This window comes from Scandinavium sp. NPDC088450 (genome assembly GCF_044900545.1).
In the GTDB taxonomy this organism is placed as follows: Bacteria; Pseudomonadota; Gammaproteobacteria; order Enterobacterales; family Enterobacteriaceae; genus Scandinavium.
This window is the reverse complement of sequence record NZ_JBJDNI010000007.1, coordinates 14516-40038: the sequence shown is the minus strand read 5'-3', so window position 1 is coordinate 40038 and position 25523 is coordinate 14516. Positions and strand designations below refer to the sequence as shown.

The following is a 25523-nucleotide window of genomic DNA, read 5'->3' as shown; positions in this document are numbered from 1 at the left end:
AGGGCCGATGAGCCAATCAGACAACGGTTTCCGTTCACTGACACTAAAACGTTTCCCGGAAACGGACGAGGTCAGCCCACTTCAGGCGTGGGAAGCGGCAGACGAGTATCTGCTGCAACAACTGGACGGCACCGACATCAGCGGCCCGGTCCTTATTTTTAACGACACTTTCGGTGCGCTGGCGTGTGCTCTTGCTGAACACAAGCCGTACAGCATTGGCGACTCGTATTTAAGCGAGCTGGCGACACGTGAAAACCTGCGCCATAACGACATCGCGGAAAACAGCGTCACCTTCCGCGACAGTACCGCAGAGTATCCGCAGGCCCCGGCAGTTGTGCTGATCAAAATCCCGAAAACGCTGGCATTGCTCGAACAGCAGTTACGCGCGTTGCGCAATGTCGTGACGCCGGAAACTCGCATCATTGGCGGCACCAAAGCGCGTGATGTGCACAACTCCACGCTGGAGCTGTTCGAGAAAATCCTCGGCACCACCACCACGTCGCTGGCGTGGAAAAAGGCGCGCCTCATCAACTGCACCTTCACCGCACCTGCGCTGAAAGAAGAGCCGCAGGTCACGAGCTGGAAACTGGAAGGCACAGACTGGACCATTCACAACCACGCGAACGTCTTTTCTCGTACGGGTCTGGATATCGGCGCGCGCTTCTTTATGGAGCATTTGCCGAAAGATCTGGAAGGGGAAATTGTCGATCTGGGCTGCGGTAACGGTGTGGTAGGCCTGACGCTGCTGGAACAAAACCCGCTGGCGAGCGTGGTGTTTGTCGATGAATCGCCAATGGCGGTCGCTTCAAGCCGACTGAACGTGGAATCCAACATGCCAGAAGCGCTGGATCGCTGCGAGTTTATGATCAACAACGCCCTCTCCGGTGTGGAGCCTTTCCGCTTCAACGCGGTGCTGTGTAACCCGCCGTTCCACCAGCAGCATGCCCTGACCGATGGCGTAGCCTGGGAAATGTTCCACCACGCGCGCCGCTGCCTGAAGATCAACGGCGAGCTGGTTATCGTGGCGAACCGCCACCTGGATTATTTCCACAAACTGAAGAAGATCTTCGGCAACTGCACCACCGTCGCCACCAACAAAAAGTTTGTGATCCTCAAAGCCGTGAAGCTGGGCCGTAAGCGCTAGTTTTAGCCGGTTGTCTCCCTCTCCCCGACCCTCTCCCAAAAGGAGAGGGAGAAAGCCAAACCTGCCTCCGATTGGTTCCCTCTCCCTGAGGGAGAGGGCTAGGGAGAGGGGGAAAAGGCGATATCCTCTCTAATCCCCCCTAAACCGCAGCCTTTTCTGAAAGCGTGTACGCAATTCTTCAACTAATCCCCACTCATCCCGCGTTAAGACTGGTGAAGTCCTTACTCTTTCCCTTAATTTTCCTCGTCGGCGCTTAACATGAAGAGTTGCCAGTTTGGCAACTTTGCGCATTGCATAACCATTTTGTCAGGGATAAGATGAGATGCACTTGATATCAGAAAAAGCATTGAAAGACGCTGGGAAAAGGTTTCCGCAACACCGGGTTGAGCTCGCGCAATTAGGCATTACTGTCCAGAAGGGCTACTTCACAACACCGGAAGAGTTGCGATCGCAGTTTTCCTCACTGGACAATTTTAAGTACCTCGATAAGCACTATGTCATCAATCTGGGGCATAACGAACTGAGGTTGATTGCCCTGATCTTTTTTGAAAGCCAGAAGTTTTATGTTCGTCATGTGTTTACGCACAAAGAGTACGATTCATTCACTGTCATGCACCGTACAAAAAGGAAAAACAAATGGTTATAGCTGACATATTGAAGGCGGGGGAAGCGCTGACGGCGAGCGCACCTTTCCTGGTTGGGATTCAAAATGAACAGCAGCATGACGATGCGCTTAAGTTTATCGAATATCTGTTACTCAACGATCCTGAGAACCCATTACTGGAGATCGCCTGCAATACTATTACCGCCTATGAAAAATCTGCGCCGGAGTTTGCCGAGTTTAATGCGCTTATGGCATCGATTCCTTCAGGCGTAGCGGTCCTCAGCACTTTGATGCATCAGTACAATTTAACCCTCTCCGATTTCCCGGAAATCGGCAGCAAATCGATGGTATCACGCGTTGTGAATGGCAAACGGAAGCTGACGCTGGAGCATGCCAAAAAGCTGTCGAAGCGGTTTGGCATCTCTCCCGCGATGTTTATCGACTGATATGCTCCCCGGCGAGGGGAGAGTCGTTAAATCTCCAGCGCCAGCTTCGTGCCCTGAGCAATCGCCCGACGGGCATCCAGTTCCATCGCCACATCACACCCGCCAATCAGATGCACCGGCTTCCCGGCAGAACGTAACGAATCAGCCAGTTCGCGGCGTGGTTCCTGGCCTGCACAGATAATCACGTTATCCACCGCCAATAACTGCGGCTCCCCGCCGATCGTCACGTGCAGACCCTGATCGTCAATCTTCTCGTAGCTCACGGCCGGGATCATCTTCACACCGCGCGCCAGCAAAGTTGTGCGATGGATCCAGCCGGTTGTTTTCCCCAACCCTTCGCCGGGTTTGCTGGCTTTGCGTTGCAACATCACTATCTGGCGCGGGCTTGGGTGAAGCTGCGGGCCTTCAGGACGCAATCCACCTTGTTGGCTCAGGCTGGTATCAATGCCCCATTCCACACAAAATTCGGCGATATTCTGGCTGGTGGCCTCGCCCGGCTGGCTTAAATACATCGCAGTATCAAAGCCGATCCCGCCGCAGCCGATGATGGCCACTTTCTGCCCGACCGGGGTTTTATCGCGCAGCACATCCAGATAGTTCAGCACTTTCGGATGATCGATCCCCTCGATGGCAGGCATTCGCGGCTCAATACCCGTCGCGAGGATCGTTTCATCGAACCCGGCCAGATCTTCCGTGCTCACAAAGCGGTTCAGCTCCAGCTTCACCCCGTGGATCTCAATCATCCGGCGGTAATAGCGCAGTGTTTCGTAAAATTCTTCTTTACCTGGGATTTGCTTGGCGATATTGAACTGCCCACCGATTTCACCGGATGCATCAAACAGCGTGACCTGATGTCCACGGGCGGCGGCATTGACGGCGAAAGCAAGCCCTGCAGGCCCCGCGCCAACAACCGCCAGATTTTTTTTCTGTTGGGCAGGCACCATTGGCATCCGCGTTTCATGGCAGGCGCGCGGGTTCACAAGACAAGAGGTCACTTTGCCCATAAAGATTTGGTCGAGACAGGCCTGATTACAGCCGATGCAGGTATTGATCTCATCGGCTCGCCCGCTTTGCGCTTTGGAAAGCAACTCAGCATCTGCAAGGAACGGCCGCGCCATCGACACCATATCCGCATCACCGCGTTCGAGGATCTCATCGGCAACCTGCGGATCGTTAATGCGGTTGGTGGTGACCAGAGGAATGTTCACTTTGCCTTTAAGCTTACGCGTAACCCACGTGAAAGCCCCACGCGGCACAGGCGTGGCGATAGTCGGAATGCGTGCTTCGTGCCAGCCAATCCCGGTGTTGATGATCGTTGCGCCCGCCGCTTCAATGGCTTGTGCCAACTGGACGGTTTCCTCGAAGTTGCCACCGCCTTCCACCAGGTCCAGCATGGATAAACGGTAGATAATGATGAAGTCATCACCGACACGTTCACGCACGGCACGAACGACTTCAACGGCAAAGCGCATGCGTTTTTCCCAGCTGCCGCCCCATTCGTCTTCACGCTGGTTGGTTCGCGCCGCCAGAAATTCGTTAATCAGATAGCCTTCAGAGCCCATCACTTCCACGCCGTCATAGCCTGCTTCGCGGGCGAGCAGGGCACACTGCGCAAAGTCGTCAATCAGCACCAGAATTTCATCGTGCGTCAGCGCGTGCGGCTTAAAGCGGTTGATAGGAGCCTGAAGCGCAGAAGGGGCCACCGGGCGAGGCTGATAGCTGTAACGCCCGGTGTGGAGAATTTGCAGCGCAATTTTGCCGCCTTCTTTATGCACCGCGTCAGTCACCGGTCGATGATGCGCCAGCTGGCTGGCCTCGTTGAGCACTGCGCCGCCTTCCATCCCCACGCCTGAAAGCGCAGGTGCCACGCCACCCGTGACAATCAGCCCCACGCCGTGACGGGCGCGCTCAGCATAAAAGGCGGCCAGTCGTTCAGTGCCGTCCGGGCGCTCTTCCAGCCCGGTGTGCATCGACCCCATCAGAACGCGGTTCTTCAGGGTGGTGAAGCCCAGATCGAGCGGGGCAAACAGTGACGGGTAGTGGCTCATAATCGCTTCCAGTGTAAAATTATTGTTATGTGGTCGGATGAGTTGTTAATTTAGCTTTCGTGAGGCAAAAGGGGAAAGGGGGCGTGCGGTGATTGTGATAGCGGTCAAATTACGTCAGCGGTAAGGTGATGCACACCTGCAAACCGCCTTCCGGGCGATTTCGCAACTGCAGTTGTCCGCCGAGGCGCGCAACCAGTTGCGCCGCGATAGCCAGCCCCAGGCCCGTGCCGCCCGTGGCGCGGTTGCGGGAATTCTCAATGCGATAAAAGGGCTGTAATACCGCTTCCAGTTCATCCTCGGGAATGCCTTGCCCATTGTCACTGACGGAGATAAGCAGAGTCTTTTCCCCGCTCAGGGCGAGTGACAGCTCAGCATTTCCGCCATATTTCAGGGCATTATCCAGCAGATTGGTGATCACCCGCCGCAACGCTTGCGGACGCGTAGCGATAGCCAGCGTGGGCGTGTTGCTCTGAAAAGTCACATCGTGCCCGATATCGGTGTAATCACAGGTGAGGCTGTCCAGAAAAGCCGGCAGGGCAATGCGCTGAAGTGGCTCTTCCAGCCTGTCGGCCGAACGGGCGTAAGCAATGCCTTCCCGGACCAGCTGCGTCATGGTGTCGAGATCCTGCATCAGCTTATCGCTCAGGGTAGGATCGTCCGCCATTTCTACCCGCAGCTTCATGCGGGTGATCGGCGTTTGCAGATCGTGGGAAATGGCGGCCAGAATGTGTGCCCGCTCTTTCAGATGCCCCTGGATCCTCTCCTGCATGGCATTGAAGGCCCGGGCAGCTTGCTGAACCTCTCGCGGCCCTTGTTCCGGTAAAATCTGCGCCTCACCGGACGTGGGCTGCAAGTTGTCGACAGCACCAATAAAGCGGGTAAACGGGCGGATCACCATCCTCACCGTCAGCCAGGCGCAGAGCAGAACCAGCAGCAGCTGAACAGTCACTACTGTCGGGAGCCAGCGGGCGACGGGGGGCATTTGCGGGAGTAAATCGAGTGTCAGCGGGCTACCATCATGCAGCGTGATGTGAGCCTGAATATGGGAAACCGGGCCGGGGACGGTGGTAAAATGCAGAGGATAGCGCCCTTCCAGCGTTGCCGCTAATGAACGAATGGCGTCGCGGGAGCGCTTATCGCTGGGGGGATGACCTGCCTCACCGGGGCCCAGAATGTAGCGGTAATTGCCGCGCGCCAGCTTTGGCAGCCACTCATGGCGCTCTGCGGCAGGTAAGCGATCGAGGATCGCCACGCTGGTCGCAACGTCGTACTCAAGATTCCCCAGCATCACATTGCGCACGCTGCTGGTGCGTTCGATCATTACCAGTGTCAGGCTCAGTCCGTTGGCCAGCAGGAGCCCTGCCAGGACGACAAGACTGAGCCTTGCCAGCAGCGATCGGGGCCACAAAGTCATTCCCGGCGTTCTTTTATCATCACCGGCATCGCCAGCACATAGCCTTCGCTGCGCACGGTTTTAATATAAGCGGGCGTACGCGCATCGTCATTAAGGCGCTGGCGCACACGGCTGATCAGCAGATCAATAGAGCGTTCGAAGAGTTCAGCATCCCTTCCCTGGGTCAGATTAAGCAACTGGTCGCGCGTGAGTACCCGCTGAGGGTGATCGAGAAATACCCGTAAAAGGCGATATTCCGCGCCGCTCAGCGCAATGAAAGTCCCTTCGTTGTCCAGCAACTGGCGAGTGGCGGTGTCCAACTGCCAGTCGCCAAAAGCAATCAGTCGCCCGGCTTCGGTGATCTGCAAATTCGGGGGAAGCGTGCGGAAGCGGCGCAGGATAGCTTTGATCCGCGCCAGAAGCTCACGAGCGACAAAAGGTTTGATGACATAATCATCGGCCCCCATTTCCAGGCCGATTATCCGGTCAGTGTCATCGCTCCGCGCGGTCAGCATCAGAATCGGCAGATCTTTATGCTCACCGCTGCGCAACTGGCGGCACAGTGTCAGGCCGTCATCGCCGGGCATCATCACATCCAGCACCACCAGATCCACATGCTGTTTCTCCAGCGCGGCGCGCATTTCTTTGCCGTTGCCCGCTCCGCTGGCGCGATAACCTGATTTCAGCAGGTAATCAACCACCAGCTCACGAATATCGCGGTCGTCATCGACAACCAGAATATGGTCAATGTGATCCACCCGACGCTCCTGACGTTGAAAGGGAAGTCTGGGAAAAAGCATAGCCGCTTTTAGCGTGAAAGCTGGTCAGCGTCGACCACGGCTTTGGCAAACTCCTGCGGGGCTTCCTGCGGCGGATTATGGCCAATGTTGCCCGTAAAGGTGAGATGCTGATACTTGCCGGTAAATTTGGCGGCGTAGACTTTGGGGTCCGGATGCGGTGCGCCGTTGTCATCCCCTTCAATGGTAATTGTCGGCACGCTGATGGCAGGCAACGTCGCCAGTTTTTGTTCATAGGCGCTGTACTTCGCTTCGCCTTTTTCCAGACCCTGACGCCAGCGGTAATTGCTGAGCGTCACCGCGACGTGATCCGGATTATCGAGCGCTTTTGCGCTGGCATTGAAGGTGGCATCGCTGAATTTCCAGCCTGGCGAGGCCTGTTGCCAGATAAGTTTGGCGAAGTCATGAGTGTTCTGCGCATAACCTGCGGCCCCGCGTGGGGTGGCAAAGTAAAATTGATACCACCATTGCTGTTCCGCTTTGGGGGGCAGCGGCTTTTCACCAATTTGCTGGCTGCTGATCAGGTAGCCGCTGACTGACACCAGGGCTTTTACGCGTTCTGGCCACAGGGCGGCGACGATATCTGCCGTTCTGGCCCCCCAGTCATAGCCCGCAAAAACGGCCTGTTTGATGTGCAGCGCATCCATCAGATCCACCGTGTCTTTTGCCAGCGCTGAAGGTTGACCATTACGCGGGGTCTGCGCAGAGAGGAAGCGGGTGGTTCCAAAGCCGCGCAGATCCGGCACAATCACCCGATAGCCCTGGCGGGCAAGCTGCGGTGCAACATCGGCAAAGCTGCGTGCGTCGTAGGGCCAGCCATGCAGCAGGATCACCGCCTGGCCATTTTTAGGCCCGATGTCGATATAGCCGACGTTCAGCACCCCGGCCTGAATATGCTGCTGATGGTCGACATTGAAAGTGGTTTCTTCGGCCTGGCAGGCCGCAACGGTGGAGAGAGAAAGGGCGGCAACCCACGATGATGCTGTCAGTTTGGTGAACATGATGATCGCTCCGTTAAGGGTTATGTTGACGGAGCTATCTCATCATTGGGATGTATAGGGCATGTGTTCTGCCCCCGCCCTTTTTGCATAACTGTGTATGCGGCCTGGCCTCAGATACAGTGAGATACAAAACACGTGCGGTGCCGTTTCAGGCCGAGGGGGAACGTACCAACCCCGGTGCCAGCCGTTTCCCCAGGCCGTCAAAAAAATGCAGGTCAGCTTCGTTCACGCTGACAGTTAGCGCCGACCGTGGCGCATAATCCAGCTGTTGGAAAGATTTCAGGCAAAGATCCTGGGTGCCGAATTGACACCACACCAGCGTGGAATCGCCCTGAAGCTCGCAAAGTCGGGTCACGACATCCAGGCATATTTCGCCTTGTCCGTGCGGGTGAAGATGTTCCGGACGCACCGCGACAAACAGTTTGTCACCTTCACACACGCCAGACGGCTTTACGCTGAGGGGGATGAACCGTTCGTCGTTGAGCAGCATGCCGTTCAGATGCCATTTTGCCGGCAGCACATTGATTTTGGGTGTGCCGATAAATTCGGCCACGAAGAGATTTGCCGGGCGGTTATACAGTTCCAGGGGCGAACCTGTCTGCTCGATTTTGCCCTTATAGAGCACCACAATCCTGTCGGCCAGGGTCATGGCTTCTATCTGATCATGCGTGACATAAATCATGGTGTTACGCAGTTGGTGGTGCAGTTCCTGAATCTCCTGGCGCATCTCAACCCGCAGTGCGGCATCGAGATTCGACAACGGCTCATCAAACAGAAACAGTTCTGGCTGTTGCACGATTGAGCGGCCAATTGCCACGCGTTGACGCTGCCCACCAGAAAGGTTCTGCGGCAGGCGATCCATCATGTCATCGAGTTTCAACATGCTGGCTGCGCGGGCAATCCGTTTTTCAATGTCGGCCGCAGGGGTTTTCATATTCTTCAGGCCGAAGGCCAGATTTTGGCGCACGGTCATGTGCGGATAGAGAGCGTAAGATTGAAAGACCATCGATAAACTGCGCTTACCCGCTGCCAGATGCGTGACGTCTTCCTCACCCATTTTCAGGGTACCGCCGTCGGGTGATTCCAGCCCGGCAATCAATCGCAAAAGCGTCGATTTTCCGCAGCCGGAAGGGCCGACCAGCACGATAAATTCTCCCGAAGCGATCTCTAAAGACAGGTTCTCGATGATCGTGGATTTGCCATATTTTTTATGAATATTGCAGAGACTTAAGGCGGTCATGATGGTCGTCCTGAAGAGGGAAATGAGGCAATAAGCGCGAGCAGTTCAGCCGTTTTATTTTTCAGCAACTGAGGGTCATGACGTGTTTCAACGTTGACCCTCAGCAGCGGTTCGGTATTAGAGGCGCGCAGGTTAAAGCGCCACAGAGGAAAATCGACGCTCACCCCGTCGCAATCATCGCGCTTGCCGCCTTTTTCGGTGTAATGCTGCGAGACGTATCGCAGGATTTCCGTCGGACTCAGCACATCCAGATTGATCTCTCCTGAGACAGGATAACGCTGCTGGGCTTCACGAATCAGGTGTGAAAGCGGGCAGCATGCAGTGCCAAGAATCTGCAGCATCACTACCAGAGGGATCATTCCGCTGTCGCAGTAGCCAAACTCGCGGAAGTAGTGATGCCCGCTCATTTCCCCGCCATAAAGTGCATTTTCCTCACGCATTCGCGCTTTGATGAAAGCATGGCCGGTACGGGAAATAAGCGCCTGCCCACCGGCTTGCTGGACGCTTTCGAGCGTATTCCAGGTCAGCCGTGGGTCGAGCAGAATAGTGTCGCCTGGATAGCTCGCTAAACGCTGGCGAGCAAACAGGCCAACCAGATAATAGCTTTCGATAAACTCACCGCATTCATCAAAGAAAAAGCAGCGGTCGAAATCGCCATCCCAGGCGATGCCGAAATCCGCCTGATAGTGAAGAACGGCTTCGCGAGTTTTTTGGCGATTTTCCTTCAGCATGGGATTTGGTACACCGGCAGGAAATGTGCCATCAGGCTGGTGGCACAGGCGGATAACGTCGAGCTCGACTCCGCGTTCGCTTAACGCTGTGGCCAGTGCATCAAAGGCAGGCCCCGCAGCGCCGTGTCCTGCATTAACGACAATGCGCAAGCGGCGTTGGGGCGGAAGGTGAAGATAGGTCAGAAGATGATCGACCCAGGCTGAGCGGCAGTTCATTTGTGTGCAGTTGCCTGCTCGCGACGCCGCAGGAAAATGGGCCGTTTGTGCGAGGGCTTTAATTGCCCCTAATCCATTTTCACCGTGAATGGGGATCGCCTTTTCCCGGACCAGTTTCAGACCGTTGTATTGCGCGGGATTATGGCTGGCGGTGACCTGAATTCCTCCGTCGGCCTTCAGATATTGCGTGGCAAAATAGACTTCTTCAGTGCCGCACATCCCGATATCCAATACGTTTGTGCCGCTGGCTTGTAAACCGCGACTCAGAGCCTGGCGGAAGGCGGGTGTGGTCAAGCGTGCGTCACCGCCCACCACGACGCGTTGTGGTTTAAGCCAACTGCCATAAGCACGGCCAATGCGAAACACGATGTCTTCCGTCAGCGACACACCCACTTCACCGCGAATGTCATAGGCTTTAAAACAGGTCAGATCTTCCATTCTTCACCTTAAAATTGACTATGAGTCGCTAAGATGCTTTTTCGGGATATTCCACGCACTGGATACGATGGTGTGAGATACCCATTAATAATGCTCTAATACCGTAATGATTATTTTATTTTACGGCTTGTTTATATTTATCTGAGTGATGTATTTCTTTTGTTTTCTTTGTTTTGATTATGTGTTCGTGGATGTTTGTTATTTACTATGAGCGCAAAGCACAATGGTAATTGTGATGAATTTAACGTTAAACAAAAATACCCGGTGATAACCTCCGTGGCGTTCAATATATCGTTTGGTGGAAAAAGACGTAAAATAATTAACCTGGAGCGATCATGAAAATACGATTACGCATGACATGGATGGCGGCTTCGCTTATTTCAATAGCCCTTATGGGCTGCGGTCCTGATGATAATAAAGAACAGGCTCGCAGCCAGGCGACGCTAAAAATGTGGGTAGCGCCGAATGAAAATGAAGAAGCCTGGTGGACGAAAATCGTCAAAGAGTGGAATCAGGATCCCGCCCATATGCCTGTCGAATTCACGCCGATCCCTGCGGCCAGCAGTTCAGAAGAAGCCATTATGAATGCGCTGGCGTCCGGTACTGAACCGGATATGTCGAGCAACATTTTCATTGGATTCGCCAGTCAGTTGACTGAGCAAAAACAGGTTGAAGATTTAGCGCTCATGCCGGGGTTTGCTGACTTAATCGCCAGGCGAAAAATGGAGGAGTTAATCCCGGCCTGGCAGATAAACGGCCAGCAGAGCGTGCTGCCGGTTTATGTTAATCCGATAGTCTGGTGGTGGCGCGGCGACTTGTTAAAGCAGTATGGGTTTGATCATGTCCCGCGGACTTATGACGACCTTTACCGTCTGGCTGCGTTGCGTAAAGCCGATAACAATGGCTACGTCATGCAGCTGACAGCAGGGAAAAACTGGTGGGAACGTTGGTTTGACTTGATCCCTTTGTTTTATGCTCAGAGTCAGGGAAAGTCTTATATCACCGACAACAAGGCCACTCTGGCGACGGATGCGGGCCAAAAAGTTCTGGCTTTCATGGGGAACGTTTTCCATCAAGGCTGGAGCAGCTATGACTTCACGTCGGCGGACGATCCACTTGCCAGCGGCCAGGTTCTGGCCTCCGCCCGCGGGCCGTGGGATATCGCTCGTTATCGTAAGCAGTACCCTGAAGTGCTGAAATCCATTGAAATCGGCCCGATGCTCACTGAGCAAGGGACCGCGCACCCGTACACGTTTGGCGACAGCAAGGGCATGGTGATTTTCAGTACCAGTAAGCACAAGGCGGAAGCCTGGGCGTTTATGCAATGGGTCTTTTCCCGGGCGGAGAATGACCGGCTTTGGCTGGAAACAACGGGCATGCCGCCAGCACGTTCAGATTTATTAACCAATCCGTTGTTTGTTGATTATTTCAATAAGAATCCTATTGAGCGGGAAATCGCTTCGTATGTTGATGTTGCGCTTCCTCCGGTCGCCACCACTAAAACGACAGAAATACAGCGCAGCATGACCCAGATGCTCGAAGAAGTGATTTTTAATGATAAGAGTCCTGCTGATGCTCTGGAACAATCCGGCAAGGAAATGAATCAGTCCCTACAACAGTAAGAGACTATTATGGCAAAAAGCGATGCACGGACGGGAGGTCTGCTGGCCTCCTTATGGATAGCTTATTCTTCCGTATTCTGGTTTTACCCGTTAATTTGGCTGGTGTTATTGAGCGTGACCCACTGGCAGTTTATTGGCACGCCGAAGTATGTCGGTATCGATAATTTTATCGGCATCCTTCACGACAAACTTTTCTGGCATGCCATGCTTAACGTCTTTCGCTTTTTGCTTTATTACCTTCCCATTGTTTTTATTGCTTCAATGCTGTTTGCCGCCGGGCTGAAGAAAATACGCTACGGCAAAGCGTTTATTGCCTTAAGTTTTCTGTTAGCCAATATCTCTTCCGGGGTAGCGTATTCAATTGTGTTTTCGAAAATGTTCAGTGAGTACGGGCCGGTGAATGCTTTTTTGCGTGAAACGGTGGGAATTAGTGTGCCGTGGTTTACCAGCCCCGACTGCGCGATGCTCTCTATCGCGCTGATAGTGACCTGGAAATTTGTCGGCTATTACGGGCTGATCCTCTATTCCGGCATGCAGGCGATCCCCAAAGATATCTACAGCGCGGCGATCCTCGACAAAACCGGGCGCTTTCGCACCACCTGGTCCATCACCGTGCCGATGATGAACCCGCAAATTGTGATGGTGATGGTGCTGGCCATCACCGTGGCATTCAGTATCTTCACCGAACCCTATCTCATCACCGGCGGCGGCCCGTTGAACAGTACCACCAGCCCAATGGTGGTGATGTACGAAGTGGCCTTTCAACAAATGAAACCGAGCTGGGCGGCGATGATGTCGATCCTCGTTGCCGCCTGCAGCTTCCTGACGATCTGGCTTTTCCGCCGCCTGTTCGAAAAAAACATCGAGATTGTCTGAATGAAAACCTTAACGCCTAAAAGCCTGATCGTTCACGCCGTGATGTTTTTACTGGCGCTGAGCTGGCTCTATCCCTTTATCTGGATGCTGGTCTCTTCGCTCAAACCCACGGCACAGATCTACACCTCATCCCTGTTTGGCGGGAACTGGACGCTGGAGAACTATCATTTTCTGCTGGATAACAGCGAGCGGGCGAACAAGCCCTTTTTTCTGACCCTGGGCAATTCGCTGTTTATCTCACTTACCATCACGCTCTCCGTCACGTTGAGCTCGGTGCTGGTGGGTTACGCCGTTGCGAAGACAGAATTTTTCGGCCAGAAGACCTTCAAAAATCTGCTGATCGTGCAGATGGTTTTCCCGGCTTTTATGTTTGTGATCCCCCAGTTTGTGCTGATGCGCGAACTGGGGCTTATCAACAGCTACAGCGCGATGATCCTGCCGTATGCCGTGGGCGCATGGGGCATTTTCATGGTGTCGCAAAGCTTTAAAGGTACGCCGAACGACTATCTCTCTGCGGCTAAACTGGATCGCGCGAACCTTTGGGGCATCCTTCGCCACGTGATGATCCCGCTGAACAAATCGATTCTCGCCATCGTCGCACTCTTCACCTTTTCCAGCTCCTGGGACAACTTTCTCTGGCCGCTCATCGTGATGCGCGACGTCGACAAAATGCCTTTCTCGGTGCTGCTTGCCACCTTCAGCAAATCGTATGGCGTTTATCTCGGGCCGGTGCTCGCCGGATCGGTGTTGCAGATGTTGCCGGTGGTGGCGTTGTTCATCCTGTTCCGCAATTACTTCCTTCAGGGCATGTCATTGTCGCTGAAATAAGGAGAGACCCATGAACAAGTCGCAATGGTGGCAGGATGCGGTATTTTATCAGGTGTACTTACCCTCGTTTTGTGACGGTAATGGCGATGGACTGGGGGATTTTCCGGGCCTGATGACAAAACTGGATTATCTTGCCGGGCTTGGCATCAACGGGATCTGGATAACGCCGTTCTACCCTTCTCCGCTGGTGGACAACGGCTACGATATCAGCGACTACTGCGCGGTAGACTCCCGGTTTGGCAACATCGAAGATTTTACTCGCCTGGTGCAGGCCTGCCACCGAAGAGGCATTCGGGTGGTCATCGATCTGGTGCTCAACCATGTTTCATCCTGGCATCCCTGGTTTGTCGATGCCTGGAACAACCCCACCAGCCGCTACCGTGACTATTTTATTTTTACGGATAAGCCCAATAACTGGCAGTCCTTTTTCTCTGGCAGCGCCTGGACAGCCGAACCCGATACCGGCGAGTTTTACTACCATAAATTTTCCCCTGAGCAGATTGACCTGAACTGGCAGAACCCGCAGGTCGAACAAGAGATTTTCCAGGTGGTCGATTTTTGGCGGGCGTTGGGTGTCGACGGCTTTCGCTTCGATGTCATCAATTTTCTGACGACTGACGGACCCGGGGCCGATAACCCGGAACAAGGCGGCGAGCAGCAGCATCTTCACGACGTCAATCAGCCGGGCCTGGAGCGTGTACTCATGCGCTTGTGCGGTTACATTCGTGAGCACGGAGATTACTTCCTGATCGGTGAAATCGGCAGTGATTCACTGGACGTCCTGCGCCGCTACCAGCGTGATGACCTGATGGACGTCGTGTTCAACTTTAATCTGGGTAGCCAGAAAACGTTCGATGTTTCCGTTATCTTCTCGCAGCTACAGGCGATGCGAGACCAGCTCACTGGCCCGCCGACGCTCTTTTTCTCCAGCCACGATATGCCGCGAATGATTGGTCGCTTCGGCGAACATGAGCATGATGTTGCACGTGCCGCGGCCGTGGCGGTATTGCAGCTCACGGCGTATGGCGTGCCCTTTATTTATCAAGGGGAAGAGGCCGGGTTATCCAACTATCGTCCGCAAACAGAAGCGGATATCTACGATGTTCAGGGAAAAACCAGGTACAGCACGGCACTTGCGCAAGGGCTGTCTCATGAGGATGCGTTGCAGCAGGCAATGAGCCATTCAAGAGACGCTTCCCGCTCGCCGCTCGCCTGGAACGGGAGGCCGTTCTCCGGTTTTTCAACGGTGACACCCTGGATGCCACTTTCCCACGATGCGCAGGTCGTCAATATCGCTTCACAGCAGGCGGAGCCCGCTTCTCTCTGGCATCACTACCAGCGCTTACTGGCTCTGCGCCGCGCATCGGCAGGTCTTCAGCGCGGCGAATATCGGTTACTGGCACAGGAACAAGACGCCATTTTGTTTTTGCGCGAGTGCGAGGCAGAAAGCGTCTGGGTTTGCATCAATTTTGGCGAAAGGGTCAGAAACCCCTGGTATGAGATCCCGGCGGATACGCTGTATGGCGAGGATGCCGAATGGCTGGGTAAAAATCAGTGTGTAATTAAAAGGAGTTTTCATGGAAAGGCACAGTAAAAATCCGCTCATCACCCCTGCGGATGTGAAACCCTCGCGACCGGGCTGGAAGGTTGATTGTGTATTTAATGCCGGTGTCGCCGAGGTGAACGGCGATATTCTTCTGCTGGTGCGCGTGGCGGAAAGTATCAACAGCACCGATCCCGGCAAGATAGTGGTGCCGTTGCTGAGCGAACAGCAGGGCAGATGGCAACTCGCTGAGAAAATTTTTGACCGCAGTGATGCGCGTTATGAGTTTAGCGATCCGCGCACCATCGTCCTGAAAAGCGATCCCGCCGTGTTGTGGCTGACGTCGATGTCGCATCTGCGTCTGGCCCGCAGCCGCGATGGCGTGAATTTCACCGTCGACGATCACGCCTTTATTGTGCCGGACACCCAGTATGAACAGTTCGGCTGTGAGGACGCGCGCATCACTCGCCTCGATGATTGTTGGTATATCAACTACTCCGCTGTTTCGCCGTTGGGGATTTCCACTGCGCTGGCTATCACGCGCGATTTTGTCAGCGTAGAAAAGAAAGGGCTGATTTTCTGTCCGGATAACCGTGATGTCTGCTTTTTCCCCGAGCGTATAAACGGGCGCTACATGGCGTTGACCCGTCCGGCACCGAGCCATTTTGGTCATCCTGAAATCTGGATCTGCGAGTCCCCCGATATGCTGCATTGGGGCAATCACCGCCACTTACTGGGACGCTCGGGGGATTCATGGGACGTGCTGAAATCCGGTGGGGGCGCACCGCTTCTCAAAACAGATCGAGGATGGCTTGAGATTTACCACGGCGTGGATGCCAGACAGCGTTACTGCCTTGGGGCCCTTCTTTTGGATCTTCAGGACCCCACACGAATCCTTGCCAAATCGTCAACGCCCCTGCTGGAGCCTGTTGCCCCGTACGAGCGAGAGGGCTTTTTCGGCAACGTGGTCTTTACCTGCGGAGCGCTGATTCGCAACGAAACCCTGCATGTCTGGTACGGCGCTGCGGATGAGAGCATCGCGCTGGCGACGCTTTCAATGGCTGAGTTGTGGCAGCATCTGGAGCTGGTCTAAATGAGTCTGCCCGCCACGACTGCGCTGTATCGTGACTATTGCCAGCACCCACAATCGGCAGCCAGCACAAAGCTAACGTTCAGCGGTGTGGCGGGCTATGACGTTTACAACCCAACCGCCCCTTTCCGCGAAGGCGAAAGATGGCTGATGGCCGCCCGGGTAGAGCGCCGGGACAGTGAAGCCTCACACATCCGTTTTTTTCACTGGCAGGGGCATGCTGAAGCGATGCTGGCAGACGACTTGCCCGTGTTTGATTTACAGGACCCTTTTATCTGCCGAATCGACAACGATTGGGTATTGGGTGGCGTAGAAACGGCGCCTGACCCGGATGGCAAAGGTCTGCGCTGGCGAACGCAATTGTGGCAGGGGAAATCGATAGCCGCGCTGCGTCCGTTAACCGTGGGCCCATGGGGAATGAAAGATATTCGCCTGCTGCAGCTCCCTGATAAACGACTGCTGATCTTCACTCGTCCGCAGGGAGAGATTGGCGGACGAGGGAAAATTGGCTGGCTGATTATCAACAGCCTCAGCGAACTGGCGACGCCGTTGTTTTTACAGGGCACGCTCCTGGCGCAACTGGAAAGCGAAAGCTGGTGCGGCGTGAATGAGGCGTGGCTGCTGGATGAGCAATGGGTTGGGGTACTGGCACACGTTGCCTGCTTTGATGCGCAAGGCGATCGCCACTATTACGCAGCGACGTTTCGCCTTAATTTCCTCACCGGAAAACAGACTCCATTACGCATTATCTGTAGCAGAGCCGATCTCCTCTCCGGTGAAAGCAAACGCGAAGACTTACGGGACGTTATCTTCCCCGGAGGCCTGTACCGCGACGGCAAGCGGTGCCTGCTGTTTTGCGGCGCCAGCGACTGCGAGGTTCACTGGCGCGAAATCCCAGACCCTTTTTTACGGTGACGCCCGAACGGTTTTAATCAGCCCCGGAGCCTGCCACATCGACGTCGTCAACCCGCTATCCACTAACCCGAGTTGGTCGGCATACACTTTTTGCCATTTATCCAGCATGCCTTTGTACAGTTCTCGGTGCTCTCGATTTGGTGTGAACACGCGGCTCCAGCTCACCAGTTTTTCGCCCGTGCTTGCCATATCAGGATAAAGCCCCGCGCCTGTTCCTGCCGCTATCGCACACCCCAGCGCGGTGGCTTCCTTCACTTCAGGTACTCGCACTGGCAAGCCTGTTACGTCGCTTAAAATCTGGCTCCACAATGCGCCTTTTGATCCGCCGCCGGCGAAGACCAGGCTATCGAACTTCACGCCGGAGAACTGCGAAATCTGCGCCAGATTGCAGGCCGAGACAATGGCGGCATTCTCTTCCAGGGCGCGGAACAGCGTGGCTTTGTTGCATTTTTCCGGGTCGATGGAGAGGTTAATGAACGACGGCGCGGCGTGATACCACTGCTTGAAGTGCATCGCATCAGAGAAAATCGGCATCACCCCGTGCGAACCCGCGGGCACGCGGCTCGCCATTTCTTCCAGCAGGGCATAAGTGTCTGTACCCAGGCGTTCGGCGATCAGTTTTTCTTCCGCGCAAAACGCATCGCGGAACCAGCGCATGGTCAGCCCGGTGAAAAAGGAGATCGACTCAGCCTGCGCCATGCCGGGGATCACGTGTGGATTCACGCGGATATTCATTTCCGGATCGGTGCGGACTTCCGGGAGATTCACTACCTGCTGCCAGAAAGTGCCGCCCAATACGGCGGTTTGTCCGGCTCGCACCACGCCCAGGCCCAGGCAGCCTAGCTGCACGTCGCCGCCGCCCATCACCACGGGCGTGCCCGCTCTCAGGCCACTTTGCTGCGCGGCTTCTTTGGTGACTGCGCCCAGCAGCGTGCCGGTTTCTTTTACAGGGGAAAGTATATCTGCCCGCAATCCGGCCATGTCCAGTAACGCCGGACGCCAGTCGCGGCTGAACAAATCGAGCATGCCTGTGGTGCCCGCATTGGAAGGATCGACGGCCAGTTCACCGGAAAGTCTCGCCGCCAGCCAGTCGCTGATCATGGTGATGGTGGCCGCTTTGCGATAGATATCCGGGCGATGATGCGCCAGCCACAGCAAGCGCGGCATAGCGGAAAGCGCCAGCGTTTGACCGGAGACGCCGTATACTTCGGATTCAAAACGGTAATCGTGAATTTCTTTCAGCTCAGAGACTTCATGGCTGGCGCGGGCATCGACGTTGGCGCAGGCCCAGATGGCATCGCCATTGCGGTCATAAAGCACTATCCCTTCGCGCATTGAACAACAGGCAACTGATTTAATGTCAGCGGCGCTGATATGAGCGCGCTCCAGCGCCTGGCGGATGCACTGGCAGGCGAGCTGCCAGTTGGTGCTAAGGTCGAACTCCATCGAGCCGGGAACGCCTTCGACGCTCAGGTGCTTCCATTCTGCCTGGCCGACGGCAATCTGGCGGCCTGCCAGGTCGAAAATCACCGCCCGAATGCTGCCGGTGCCGGCGTCTAACGCTAAAAGGTAACTCATGACGTGCGCCTCGCTGTTGTCGCGCGGCGCGCGGCGGTTATCCCGCCAGCGACAGCACCGCGCGTGCTGTTGTCTCTTCCGTTACCAGACCATTGATGCGTTTGCCGATAAGGGCCGCATAAATGGCCTGCGCTTTTTCTTCTCCCCCGGCGACACCGACGATGGTTGGCAGTTGCGCCAGCTCATCGAGAGTCACGCCAAGCAGTTCGCGGTGGATTTCCAGCCCTTCCACCCGTTGCCCGTCCGCTTGCAGGAAATAGCCGAGAATGTCGCCGACTGCGCCTTTGCGGGCGTACATCAGCTGTTCGCCTTCGCTGATATAGCCGGAGCGCAGGATCGTCGCGTCTTTCCGCTGATCAATAGCGCCAATCCCAACCACCGCAGCATCTGCCGCGCCCGCCGCGAGGATCACATCCCGCACGCTGGATTCACGCCGCAGGATCTCCGCCACTTCCGGAGACGACACGCGTAACGGCGCGGGGATCATGCTGACACTACACGCCGCATCCAACTGCCCGATGCCCGTCATATAAGGCCCAACGCCGCCAGAGAGCGTCACCAGCCTGATCTGCTGAGAGCCGATAAACCCGCTCAGATGCTGAATGCAGCTCATGGTCGCTTCGCCAAACCCCACTGCCAGCAGTTGCCCCGGCTCCAGCACGCCCATTAAGGACTGCGCGGCCCCGACGCCTAATCGTGTATTCATCGGCGGAGTGTTCAGGGCAGGCAACACGCGGGCGATTTTCAGCCCGAAGCGCTGCTGTAATTCGGTTTCCAGCGCCAGACAGCCTTCATAGCGAGAGTTGATCTGCACGCGGATCACCCCCGACTGACGTCCTTTTTCCAGCAGCCGGGAAATCTTCAGCCTCGGCAGGCCCAGGCGTTCGCCAATATCATTCTGGGTCAGGCCGTCGTGGTAGTAACACCAGGCGACCCGCGCCACCAATTCTTCTTCCGCCAGCGCCAGCCCGGCGTAGCGGCTCTCTTCCGTAATGCGTTTTTCGCTCATAAAGTGAACTCTTATAAAAATCTAGATCATATGTTCGCAGTTGCGCGGACTGAAAGTGTGAAGCCACTGGCAAAACCGATCTTTCTTCACTGACAGCCTGTGCAGGGCGATCCAAACGCCAAAACTGTGATCCTTGCACGGTTGTAAATATAGTTCACGGTCTACGCTTTTGAACATTATTAATTCTAAAAATCATTTGTTCAACTGAGGCGTGATGATGAAGTCATTGATTGAAGCTCGCCAAATCCGCAAACAGTTCTCCGGCGTCGCCGTGCTGAAGGGCATTGATTTCACACTGCTTTCCGGCCAGGTGCACGCGCTGATGGGCGGCAACGGGGCGGGAAAATCGACGCTGATGAAAATCGTCGCCGGGGTGGAAACGCCGGATGAAGGTGAACTGATTATTAATGGCAAACCTTTTGCGCGTCTGAAGCCGGGGCAGGCGCACCAGTTGGGAATTTATCTGGTGCCCCAGGAACCGATGCTGTTTCCCAACCTGACCGTGCGGGAAAACATTCTTTTTCGTCTGCCGTGGCAGGCCGATATCGATGCTCGCCTGGATGAAAAACTGCAGCAACTGAACTGCCAGCTCAATTTGCAGGCCACCGCCAGCACGCTGGAAGTGGCGGATCAGCAAATGGTGGAGATCCTGCGCGGGCTGATGCGTGAAGCGCAAATCCTGATTCTCGATGAACCCACGGCTTCACTCACCCCGGGTGAAACTGAGCGGCTGTTTCGTCAGATCCGCGCGTTGCAGGCGTTGGGGGTAGGCATTGTCTTCATCTCTCACAAACTTCCGGAAATTCGCGCTCTCGCAAGTCATGTCTCGGTGATGCGGGATGGGGCTGTGGTGCTGAGCGGTGCCACCGCCGATCACAGCGATGCTGAATTGATTGCCGCGATGACGCCTATCAGCCGTGACAAAGTCCTGAGTGACACGCAAAAGCTGTGGCTGGCGCTGCCGGGAAATCGACGTACTCAGCCGCAGGATTTTCCGGTGCTGCGGGTGGAAGACCTGACGGGCGAAGGGTTTATCGATCTGACTCTGGAGATCCACGCCGGGGAGATCGTCGGCCTGGCGGGATTAGTCGGTTCCGGGCGCACCGAGTTTGCTGAAACGCTGTACGGGTTGCGTCCGGTCAGAGCCGGGCGGGTCTGGCTGGAAAATCGCGATATCAGCCAGGACAACACCCGCTCACGACTGGCAAGCGGGCTGGTGTATTTGCCCGAAGACCGTCAGGTGTCCGGGCTGTTTCTGGATGCGCCGATTCGCTGGAACACGGTGATGTTTAACCAGCCTTCCTGGTGGCAGGAAAACAAACGCGAGGCGGCGGTGGTCGAGCGTTATCACCGCGCGTTGGGCATCAAGCTCAACCATGCCGATCAGCCGGTGCGCACGCTGTCAGGCGGTAATCAGCAAAAGGTGCTGCTGGCGCGTTGTCTGGAGGCGAATCCTTTGCTGCTGATTGTCGATGAACCTACGCGCGGCGTGGATGTGTCGGCGCGTGCGGATATCTATCAACTGCTGAAAAGCGTGGCGGCACAGAACGTGGCGGTGCTGATGATCTCCAGCGATCTGGATGAGTTTCCCGGTCTGGCGGACAGGGTGCTGGTGATGCATCAGGGGAGGCTGAACGGCGAGCTGGCAAAACAGGCGGTCAGCGTCGACAGGATGATGAACCTGGCCTTCGGAGGGCAGGCATGAAAACGTTACTGAAAAATCGCGAGCTGACTGCATTTCTCGCCATCGTGGCACTGTTTGCGGGGCTGGTGGCGCTCAACCCTTCCTACTTCAGCCTGCAAACGCTGGCGATGATTTTCTCCAGCTCACAGATCCTTTGCCTTCTGGCGTTGGGGGCGGCGCTGGTGATGTTGACCCGCAATATCGACGTTTCGGTTGGGTCGACCGTCGGCCTCAGCGCGATTGCGGTTGGCGTCGCACTCAACAACGGTTACGGCTTACCGCTGGCCATCGTGTTTGCGCTGGCAATCGGCGCGCTGGCCGGGGCTTTTAACGGGCTGTTGGTGGTGGGTTTTCGCATCCCGGCGATTGTCGCCACGCTCGGTACTCTCGGGTTATATCGTGGCGTGATGCTGCTGTGGACCGGAGGAAAATGGATTGAAGGGCTGCCGGATAACCTGAAGGTGCTGTCGGAGCCAGCTTTCATCGGTATTTCTCCACTCGGCTGGCTGGTGCTGGTTTTACTGCTGGCAGGCGCGTGGGCACTGGCTCGCACTACTTTTGGCCGCGATTTCTATGCGGTGGGCGACAACCTCGCAGCCGCACGGCAATTGGGAGTAGGCGTGAACCGCACGCGCATGCTGGCCTTTACCTTTAACGGCATGCTCGCGGCCTGCGGCGGCATTATCTTCGCCGCGCAGATTGGCTTCGTGCCGAATCAGACCGGCAGCGGGCTGGAGATGAAAGCCATCGCCGCCTGCGTGCTGGGCGGCGTCTCATTGCTTGGCGGCACAGGCACACTCATTGGCGCTTTCCTCGGCGCGTTCTTCCTCACCCAAATCGACACCGTGCTGGTGCTGTTCAAATTGCCCGCCTGGTGGAATGACTTCATTGCCGGGATGGTGCTGCTGGGCGTGCTGGTGCTCGACGGCCGACTGCGTCAGGCGCTGATGCGTCATCAACGGGCGCAGAAATACAGCCGTTTCCAGCCGGGCAACAAAGGGGGGAAGCATGTCACCCCGTTCCCAAAACGTAAAAACAAAGAGGTGGCGTAAATGAAGCTCAACTGGGAAAGCGCGCTGCTGATTTTACTGGTGCTGGAAATCGTCCTCTTCGGGGCCGTGAACCCGCGAATGCTCGACGTGAACATGCTGCTGTTCAGCACCAGCGACTTTATCTGTATTGGCATTGTGGCGCTGCCGTTAACGCTGGTGATCATCAGCGGTGGCATCGACATCTCGCTTGGCTCCACCATTGGCCTCTGCGCCATCGCGCTGGGCGTGATGATGCAGGCGGGCTGGCCGATGAGCCTCGCCATTCCGCTGACGCTGGCGCTCGGCCTGCTGTGTGGCCTGGTGAATGCTGCGCTGATTCATTACACCGGAATTAGCCCGCTGGTTATCACGCTTGGCACGCTGTACCTCTACGGCGGCGCGGCGCTGCTGCTTTCTGGCATGGCCGGGGCGACGGGCTATGAAGGCATCGGTGGTTTCCCGGACAGCTTCACCGCCTTCGCCAATTTGACCCTTTTCGGCCTGCCTGTGCCGCTGGTGCTGTTCATCGTCATCACCTTTTTCTTCTGGCTGCTGGCTCACCGTGGGCGCTTTGGCCGCCATCTCTTCTTACTCGGGCAAAACCCGCGTGCAGCGCGTTATGCGGCGTTGTCGGTCAACGGTATGCCGTATGTGCTGTACGGCCTGGTGGGGCTGGCTTCCGCCATTGCCGCCGTTGTGCTGGTGTCTTACTTCGGCTCGGCACGTTCAGATTTAGGCCGTGATTTGCTGATGCCCGCGCTGACCGCCGCGGTGCTCGGCGGGGCCAATATTTACGGTGGTTCGGGGTCGGTTATCGGTACTGCGCTGGCGGCCTTGCTGGTGGGGTATCTGCAACAGGGATTACAGATGGTCGGTATTCCCAATCAGGTGTCGAGTGCGCTCTCCGGGGCGCTGTTAGTGGTGGTGGTCATGGGGCGTTCGCTGAGTCTGCATCGTGAAGGGGTGCGCACGGTGTGGCGTCGGCTTGTTTCGCGCAAAACAATCGGAGCATGAGATGAAAGCAAAACTGTGTGTGCAACTGAGCGCCCTGGCGCTGGCAATGAGTGTGGTCGCCGTGCAGGCGGCAGATAAGATTGCGTTTATCCCGAAACTGGTGGGCGTCGGCTTCTTCACCAGCGGCGGCAACGGCGCGAAAGAAGCGGGCAAGCAGCTCGGAACGGACGTGACCTACGACGGGCCAACAGAACCGAGCGTGTCCGGCCAGGTGCAGCTTATCAACAACTTTGTTAATCAGGGCTACAACGCGATTATCGTTTCCGCCGTCTCGCCAGACGGGCTTTGTCCGGCGCTGAAACGCGCGATGCAACGCGGCGTGAAAGTGCTGACGTGGGATTCTGACACCAAGCCGGAATGCCGCAGCATCTACATCAACCAGGGTACGCCGGAACAGCTGGGCGGCCTGCTGGTCGACATGGCCGGAAAACAGGTCACTAAGCCCGATGCTAAAGTCGCGTTTTTCTACTCAAGCCCGACCGTGACCGACCAGAACCAGTGGGTGAAAGAGGCGAAAGCCAAAATCGCCAAGGATCATCCGCAATGGCAGGTCGTCACCACCCAGTTTGGCTATAACGATGCCACCAAATCCCTGCAAACTGCCGAAGGCATTCTGAAAGCCTACCCGGACTTAGATGCGATCATCGCCCCGGATGCCAATGCACTGCCCGCTGCGGCGCAGGCTGCAGAAAACCTGAAGCGTCAGGGGGTGGCGATTGTCGGCTTCAGCACCCCGAACGTGATGCGTCCTTACGTTGAGCGCGGCACGGTGAAAGCCTTCGGCCTGTGGGACGTGGTAGAGCAGGGCAAAATTGCGGTGAACGTCGCCGATCATCTGCTGAAAAAAGGCGATCTGAACGTCGGCGACAGCGTGACGGTGAAAGACATTGGCGAGTTGAAAGTCGAACCAAACAGCGTGCAGGGCTACCAGTATGAAGCCAAAGGCAACGGCATCGTGCTGCTGCCGGAGCGCGTGGTGTTCACCAAAGACAACATCGGCAACTACGATTTCTGAGGGAGGGAACAATGGCAGATTTAGACGATATCAAAGACGGGAAAGATTTCGGGCTCGACCGTCCGCAGAAAAATGCGCTCTATACCCTGAAGGGCTGCGGCTCGCTGGAGTGGGGCATGCAGTCCCGCCTGGCCCGAATTTTCAATCCGCAAAGCAACCGCACGGTGATGCTGGCGTTTGATCACGGCTATTTTCAGGGGCCAACCACCGGGCTTGAGCGTATTGATTTGTCGATTGCGCCGCTGTATGGCGAAACCGATGTGCTGATGTGTACCCGCGGTATTCTTCGCAGTACGGTGCCTGCGGCGACCAATAAACCCGTTGTGCTGCGGGCTTCTGGCGGCAACTCGATTCTGAGCGAGCTCTCAAACGAATGTGTTGCGGTCACGATGGAAGATGCTTTGCGCCTGAACGTCGCGGCGGTGGCGGCGCAGGTGTATATCGGCAGCGAATATGAACATCAGTCAATCAGCAACATCATCAAGCTGGTGGATGCAGGCAACCGCTACGGCATGCCGGTGCTGGCGGTGACAGGTGTTGGCAAAGAGATGACGCGTGACGCGCGCTATTTCTCGCTCGCCAGCCGCATCGCCGCAGAAATGGGGGCCACGTTCGTGAAAACCTATTTCGTGGAAGAGGGCTTTGAAAAAGTCACCGCCAGCTGCCCGGTGCCGATTGTGATTGCAGGCGGCAAAAAGCTGCCAGAAGACGAAGCGCTGGAGATGTGCTGGCGAGCCATCGATCAGGGCGCGAGTGGCGTGGACATGGGGCGCAATATCTTCCAGTCCAGCGCGCCACTGGCGATGTTAAAAGCCGTGAAAAAAGTCGTGCACGAGAACATGAGCGCCCGCGAGGCGTACCAGTTCTGGCAGGAAGAAAAACAGGGAGAGCAGCGATGAACGTGACGCTGGTAGAGATCAACATCAAGCCGGAAAGGGTCGATGAATTTCTCGATGTGTTCCGCGCCAACCACGAAGGCGCGCTAACAGAGCCGGGCAACCTGCGGTTTGACGTGTTGCAGGACCCGGAAGTGCAGACCCGCTTTTTTATCTATGAAGCCTACAAAGACGACGAAGCGGTGCTGGCGCACAAGAAAACCCCGCACTATCTCGCCTGCGTGGAAAAGCTCGATGAGATGATGTCGGAGCCGCGTAAGAAGCGCAGTTTCGTGGGGTTGCTGCCGGAGGTGTGAGGATTGCCGGGCGGCACTGCGTTTGCCCGGCCTACAAGTTCAGACTCGTAGGCCCGATAAGGCGCATG

Annotated in this window: 23 protein-coding genes; 15 read left to right on the top strand and 8 right to left on the bottom strand. The window is 56.1% G+C overall.

The window, feature by feature from the left end; translation table 11 throughout:
- The first annotated feature begins 7 nt into the window (after positions 1–7).
- The 3 genes from rlmG (at position 8) to ACI2I2_RS08230 (ending at position 2194) form a co-directional block, all read left to right on the top strand.
- A complete protein-coding gene (rlmG, locus tag ACI2I2_RS08240) occupies positions 8–1144 on the top strand; it encodes a 23S rRNA (guanine(1835)-N(2))-methyltransferase RlmG (RefSeq protein WP_404657487.1) in 1137 nt (378 codons plus the stop codon).
- Positions 1145–1466: 322 nt separating this feature from the next.
- A complete protein-coding gene (locus tag ACI2I2_RS08235; RefSeq protein ID WP_404657486.1) occupies positions 1467–1790 on the top strand; it encodes a type II toxin-antitoxin system HigB family toxin in 324 nt (107 codons plus the stop codon).
- Positions 1781–2194, top strand: a complete 414-nt coding sequence (locus tag ACI2I2_RS08230) for a type II toxin-antitoxin system HigA family antitoxin (protein WP_404657485.1) — start codon at positions 1781–1783, stop codon at positions 2192–2194. The genes ACI2I2_RS08235 and ACI2I2_RS08230 overlap by 10 nt, the downstream gene beginning before the upstream one ends.
- Positions 2195–2220: 26 nt before the next feature.
- Here ACI2I2_RS08230 and ACI2I2_RS08225 read toward each other — a convergent pair whose 3' ends face one another.
- The 6 genes from ACI2I2_RS08225 to ACI2I2_RS08200 all read right to left on the bottom strand — a co-directional run bounded on the left by ACI2I2_RS08225 (position 2221) and on the right by ACI2I2_RS08200 (position 10058).
- Positions 2221–4242: an FAD-dependent oxidoreductase gene (locus tag ACI2I2_RS08225; RefSeq protein ID WP_404657484.1), complete on the bottom strand. Its 2022-nt coding sequence runs from the start codon at positions 4240–4242 to the stop codon at positions 2221–2223.
- A gap of 109 nt (positions 4243–4351) precedes the next feature.
- Positions 4352–5656 (bottom strand): ATP-binding protein, encoded by a 1305-nt coding sequence (locus ACI2I2_RS08220; protein ID WP_404657483.1) that lies wholly within the window; start codon positions 5654–5656, stop codon positions 4352–4354.
- Positions 5653–6393 (bottom strand): response regulator, encoded by a 741-nt coding sequence (locus ACI2I2_RS08215; RefSeq protein WP_404657482.1) that lies wholly within the window; start codon positions 6391–6393, stop codon positions 5653–5655. Before ACI2I2_RS08215 ends, ACI2I2_RS08220 begins: the two co-directional genes overlap by 4 nt.
- A gap of 50 nt (positions 6394–6443) precedes the next feature.
- The gene (locus tag ACI2I2_RS08210) at positions 6444–7433 is read right to left on the bottom strand and encodes an alpha/beta fold hydrolase (protein WP_404657481.1); all 990 of its coding nucleotides are present in this window, start codon (positions 7431–7433) and stop codon (positions 6444–6446) included.
- Between the two features lie 148 nt (positions 7434–7581).
- Positions 7582–8673: an ABC transporter ATP-binding protein gene (locus ACI2I2_RS08205; RefSeq protein WP_404657480.1), complete on the bottom strand. Its 1092-nt coding sequence runs from the start codon at positions 8671–8673 to the stop codon at positions 7582–7584.
- Positions 8670–10058, bottom strand: coding sequence for a phosphomannomutase CpsG (locus ACI2I2_RS08200; RefSeq protein WP_404657479.1), 1389 nt, complete (start codon positions 10056–10058; stop codon positions 8670–8672). The genes ACI2I2_RS08205 and ACI2I2_RS08200 overlap by 4 nt, the downstream gene beginning before the upstream one ends.
- Positions 10059–10393: 335 nt before the next feature.
- On the opposite strand from ACI2I2_RS08200, the gene ACI2I2_RS08195 reads away from it, so the two are divergent.
- The 6 genes from ACI2I2_RS08195 to ACI2I2_RS08170 are packed head-to-tail and all read left to right on the top strand — an operon-like array spanning position 10394 to position 16932.
- Positions 10394–11680 (top strand): ABC transporter substrate-binding protein, encoded by a 1287-nt coding sequence (locus ACI2I2_RS08195; protein WP_404657478.1) that lies wholly within the window; start codon positions 10394–10396, stop codon positions 11678–11680.
- Positions 11681–11689: 9 nt separating this feature from the next.
- Positions 11690–12556: a carbohydrate ABC transporter permease gene (locus ACI2I2_RS08190; protein ID WP_404657477.1), complete on the top strand. Its 867-nt coding sequence runs from the start codon at positions 11690–11692 to the stop codon at positions 12554–12556.
- Complete coding sequence (locus tag ACI2I2_RS08185) at positions 12557–13384, top strand: carbohydrate ABC transporter permease (RefSeq protein WP_404657476.1); 828 nt, start codon at positions 12557–12559, stop codon at positions 13382–13384.
- A gap of 10 nt (positions 13385–13394) precedes the next feature.
- Positions 13395–14978: an alpha-amylase family glycosyl hydrolase gene (locus tag ACI2I2_RS08180; RefSeq protein WP_404657475.1), complete on the top strand. Its 1584-nt coding sequence runs from the start codon at positions 13395–13397 to the stop codon at positions 14976–14978.
- A complete protein-coding gene (locus ACI2I2_RS08175; RefSeq protein WP_404657474.1) occupies positions 14962–16020 on the top strand; it encodes a glycoside hydrolase family 130 protein in 1059 nt (352 codons plus the stop codon). The genes ACI2I2_RS08180 and ACI2I2_RS08175 overlap by 17 nt, the downstream gene beginning before the upstream one ends.
- Entirely contained in the window at positions 16021–16932 is a 912-nt protein-coding gene (locus tag ACI2I2_RS08170) for a DUF1861 family protein (protein ID WP_404657473.1), read from the top strand.
- Here ACI2I2_RS08170 and lsrK read toward each other — a convergent pair.
- Positions 16924–18510, bottom strand: a complete 1587-nt coding sequence (gene lsrK, locus ACI2I2_RS08165; RefSeq protein WP_404657472.1) for an autoinducer-2 kinase — start codon at positions 18508–18510, stop codon at positions 16924–16926. The two genes, ACI2I2_RS08170 and lsrK, sit on opposite strands and share 9 nt — an antisense overlap.
- A gap of 37 nt (positions 18511–18547) precedes the next feature.
- Entirely contained in the window at positions 18548–19519 is a 972-nt protein-coding gene (gene lsrR / locus ACI2I2_RS08160; RefSeq protein WP_404657471.1) for a transcriptional regulator LsrR, read from the bottom strand.
- Between the two features lie 217 nt (positions 19520–19736).
- On the opposite strand from lsrR, the gene lsrA reads away from it, so the two are divergent.
- Genes lsrA through lsrG form a run of 6 tightly spaced genes read left to right on the top strand, consistent with a single transcriptional unit; the run spans position 19737 to position 25455 of the window.
- The gene (lsrA, locus tag ACI2I2_RS08155; protein WP_404657616.1) at positions 19737–21224 is read left to right on the top strand and encodes an autoinducer 2 ABC transporter ATP-binding protein LsrA; all 1488 of its coding nucleotides are present in this window, start codon (positions 19737–19739) and stop codon (positions 21222–21224) included.
- Positions 21221–22255: an autoinducer 2 ABC transporter permease LsrC gene (lsrC, locus tag ACI2I2_RS08150; protein WP_404657470.1), complete on the top strand. Its 1035-nt coding sequence runs from the start codon at positions 21221–21223 to the stop codon at positions 22253–22255. Before lsrA ends, lsrC begins: the two co-directional genes overlap by 4 nt.
- Positions 22256–23248: an autoinducer 2 ABC transporter permease LsrD gene (gene lsrD, locus ACI2I2_RS08145; RefSeq protein ID WP_404657469.1), complete on the top strand. Its 993-nt coding sequence runs from the start codon at positions 22256–22258 to the stop codon at positions 23246–23248.
- Position 23249: 1 nt separating this feature from the next.
- Entirely contained in the window at positions 23250–24263 is a 1014-nt protein-coding gene (gene lsrB, locus ACI2I2_RS08140; protein WP_404657468.1) for an autoinducer 2 ABC transporter substrate-binding protein LsrB, read from the top strand.
- An 11-nt stretch (positions 24264–24274) separates the two neighbouring features.
- Positions 24275–25162 (top strand): 3-hydroxy-5-phosphonooxypentane-2,4-dione thiolase, encoded by an 888-nt coding sequence (gene lsrF, locus ACI2I2_RS08135; protein ID WP_404657467.1) that lies wholly within the window; start codon positions 24275–24277, stop codon positions 25160–25162.
- Positions 25159–25455 (top strand): (4S)-4-hydroxy-5-phosphonooxypentane-2,3-dione isomerase, encoded by a 297-nt coding sequence (gene lsrG / locus ACI2I2_RS08130; protein WP_404657466.1) that lies wholly within the window; start codon positions 25159–25161, stop codon positions 25453–25455. The genes lsrF and lsrG overlap by 4 nt, the downstream gene beginning before the upstream one ends.
- Positions 25456–25523 lie beyond the last annotated feature (68 nt).

What these genes read in the sequence shown, in the direction of transcription:
- rlmG (WP_404657487.1), top strand. Translation starts at nt 8, where the DNA reads ATGAGCCAATCAGACAACGGTTTCCGTTCACTGACACTAAAACGTTTC.
- lsrF (WP_404657467.1), top strand. Translation starts at nt 24,275, where the DNA reads ATGGCAGATTTAGACGATATCAAAGACGGGAAAGATTTCGGGCTCGAC.
- ACI2I2_RS08205 (WP_404657480.1), bottom strand. Translation starts at nt 8,673, where the DNA reads ATGACCGCCTTAAGTCTCTGCAATATTCATAAAAAATATGGCAAATCC.
- lsrG (WP_404657466.1), top strand. Translation starts at nt 25,159, where the DNA reads ATGAACGTGACGCTGGTAGAGATCAACATCAAGCCGGAAAGGGTCGAT.
- ACI2I2_RS08220 (WP_404657483.1), bottom strand. Translation starts at nt 5,656, where the DNA reads ATGACTTTGTGGCCCCGATCGCTGCTGGCAAGGCTCAGTCTTGTCGTC.
- lsrB (WP_404657468.1), top strand. Translation starts at nt 23,250, where the DNA reads ATGAAAGCAAAACTGTGTGTGCAACTGAGCGCCCTGGCGCTGGCAATG.
- ACI2I2_RS08185 (WP_404657476.1), top strand. Translation starts at nt 12,557, where the DNA reads ATGAAAACCTTAACGCCTAAAAGCCTGATCGTTCACGCCGTGATGTTT.
- ACI2I2_RS08195 (WP_404657478.1), top strand. Translation starts at nt 10,394, where the DNA reads ATGAAAATACGATTACGCATGACATGGATGGCGGCTTCGCTTATTTCA.
- lsrA (WP_404657616.1), top strand. Translation starts at nt 19,737, where the DNA reads ATGAAGTCATTGATTGAAGCTCGCCAAATCCGCAAACAGTTCTCCGGC.
- lsrK (WP_404657472.1), bottom strand. Translation starts at nt 18,510, where the DNA reads ATGAGTTACCTTTTAGCGTTAGACGCCGGCACCGGCAGCATTCGGGCG.
- ACI2I2_RS08200 (WP_404657479.1), bottom strand. Translation starts at nt 10,058, where the DNA reads ATGGAAGATCTGACCTGTTTTAAAGCCTATGACATTCGCGGTGAAGTG.
- ACI2I2_RS08175 (WP_404657474.1), top strand. Translation starts at nt 14,962, where the DNA reads ATGGAAAGGCACAGTAAAAATCCGCTCATCACCCCTGCGGATGTGAAA.
- ACI2I2_RS08230 (WP_404657485.1), top strand. Translation starts at nt 1,781, where the DNA reads ATGGTTATAGCTGACATATTGAAGGCGGGGGAAGCGCTGACGGCGAGC.
- lsrR (WP_404657471.1), bottom strand. Translation starts at nt 19,519, where the DNA reads ATGAGCGAAAAACGCATTACGGAAGAGAGCCGCTACGCCGGGCTGGCG.
- ACI2I2_RS08170 (WP_404657473.1), top strand. Translation starts at nt 16,021, where the DNA reads ATGAGTCTGCCCGCCACGACTGCGCTGTATCGTGACTATTGCCAGCAC.
- ACI2I2_RS08210 (WP_404657481.1), bottom strand. Translation starts at nt 7,433, where the DNA reads ATGTTCACCAAACTGACAGCATCATCGTGGGTTGCCGCCCTTTCTCTC.
- lsrD (WP_404657469.1), top strand. Translation starts at nt 22,256, where the DNA reads ATGAAGCTCAACTGGGAAAGCGCGCTGCTGATTTTACTGGTGCTGGAA.
- ACI2I2_RS08180 (WP_404657475.1), top strand. Translation starts at nt 13,395, where the DNA reads ATGAACAAGTCGCAATGGTGGCAGGATGCGGTATTTTATCAGGTGTAC.
- ACI2I2_RS08190 (WP_404657477.1), top strand. Translation starts at nt 11,690, where the DNA reads ATGGCAAAAAGCGATGCACGGACGGGAGGTCTGCTGGCCTCCTTATGG.
- ACI2I2_RS08235 (WP_404657486.1), top strand. Translation starts at nt 1,467, where the DNA reads ATGCACTTGATATCAGAAAAAGCATTGAAAGACGCTGGGAAAAGGTTT.
- ACI2I2_RS08225 (WP_404657484.1), bottom strand. Translation starts at nt 4,242, where the DNA reads ATGAGCCACTACCCGTCACTGTTTGCCCCGCTCGATCTGGGCTTCACC.
- lsrC (WP_404657470.1), top strand. Translation starts at nt 21,221, where the DNA reads ATGAAAACGTTACTGAAAAATCGCGAGCTGACTGCATTTCTCGCCATC.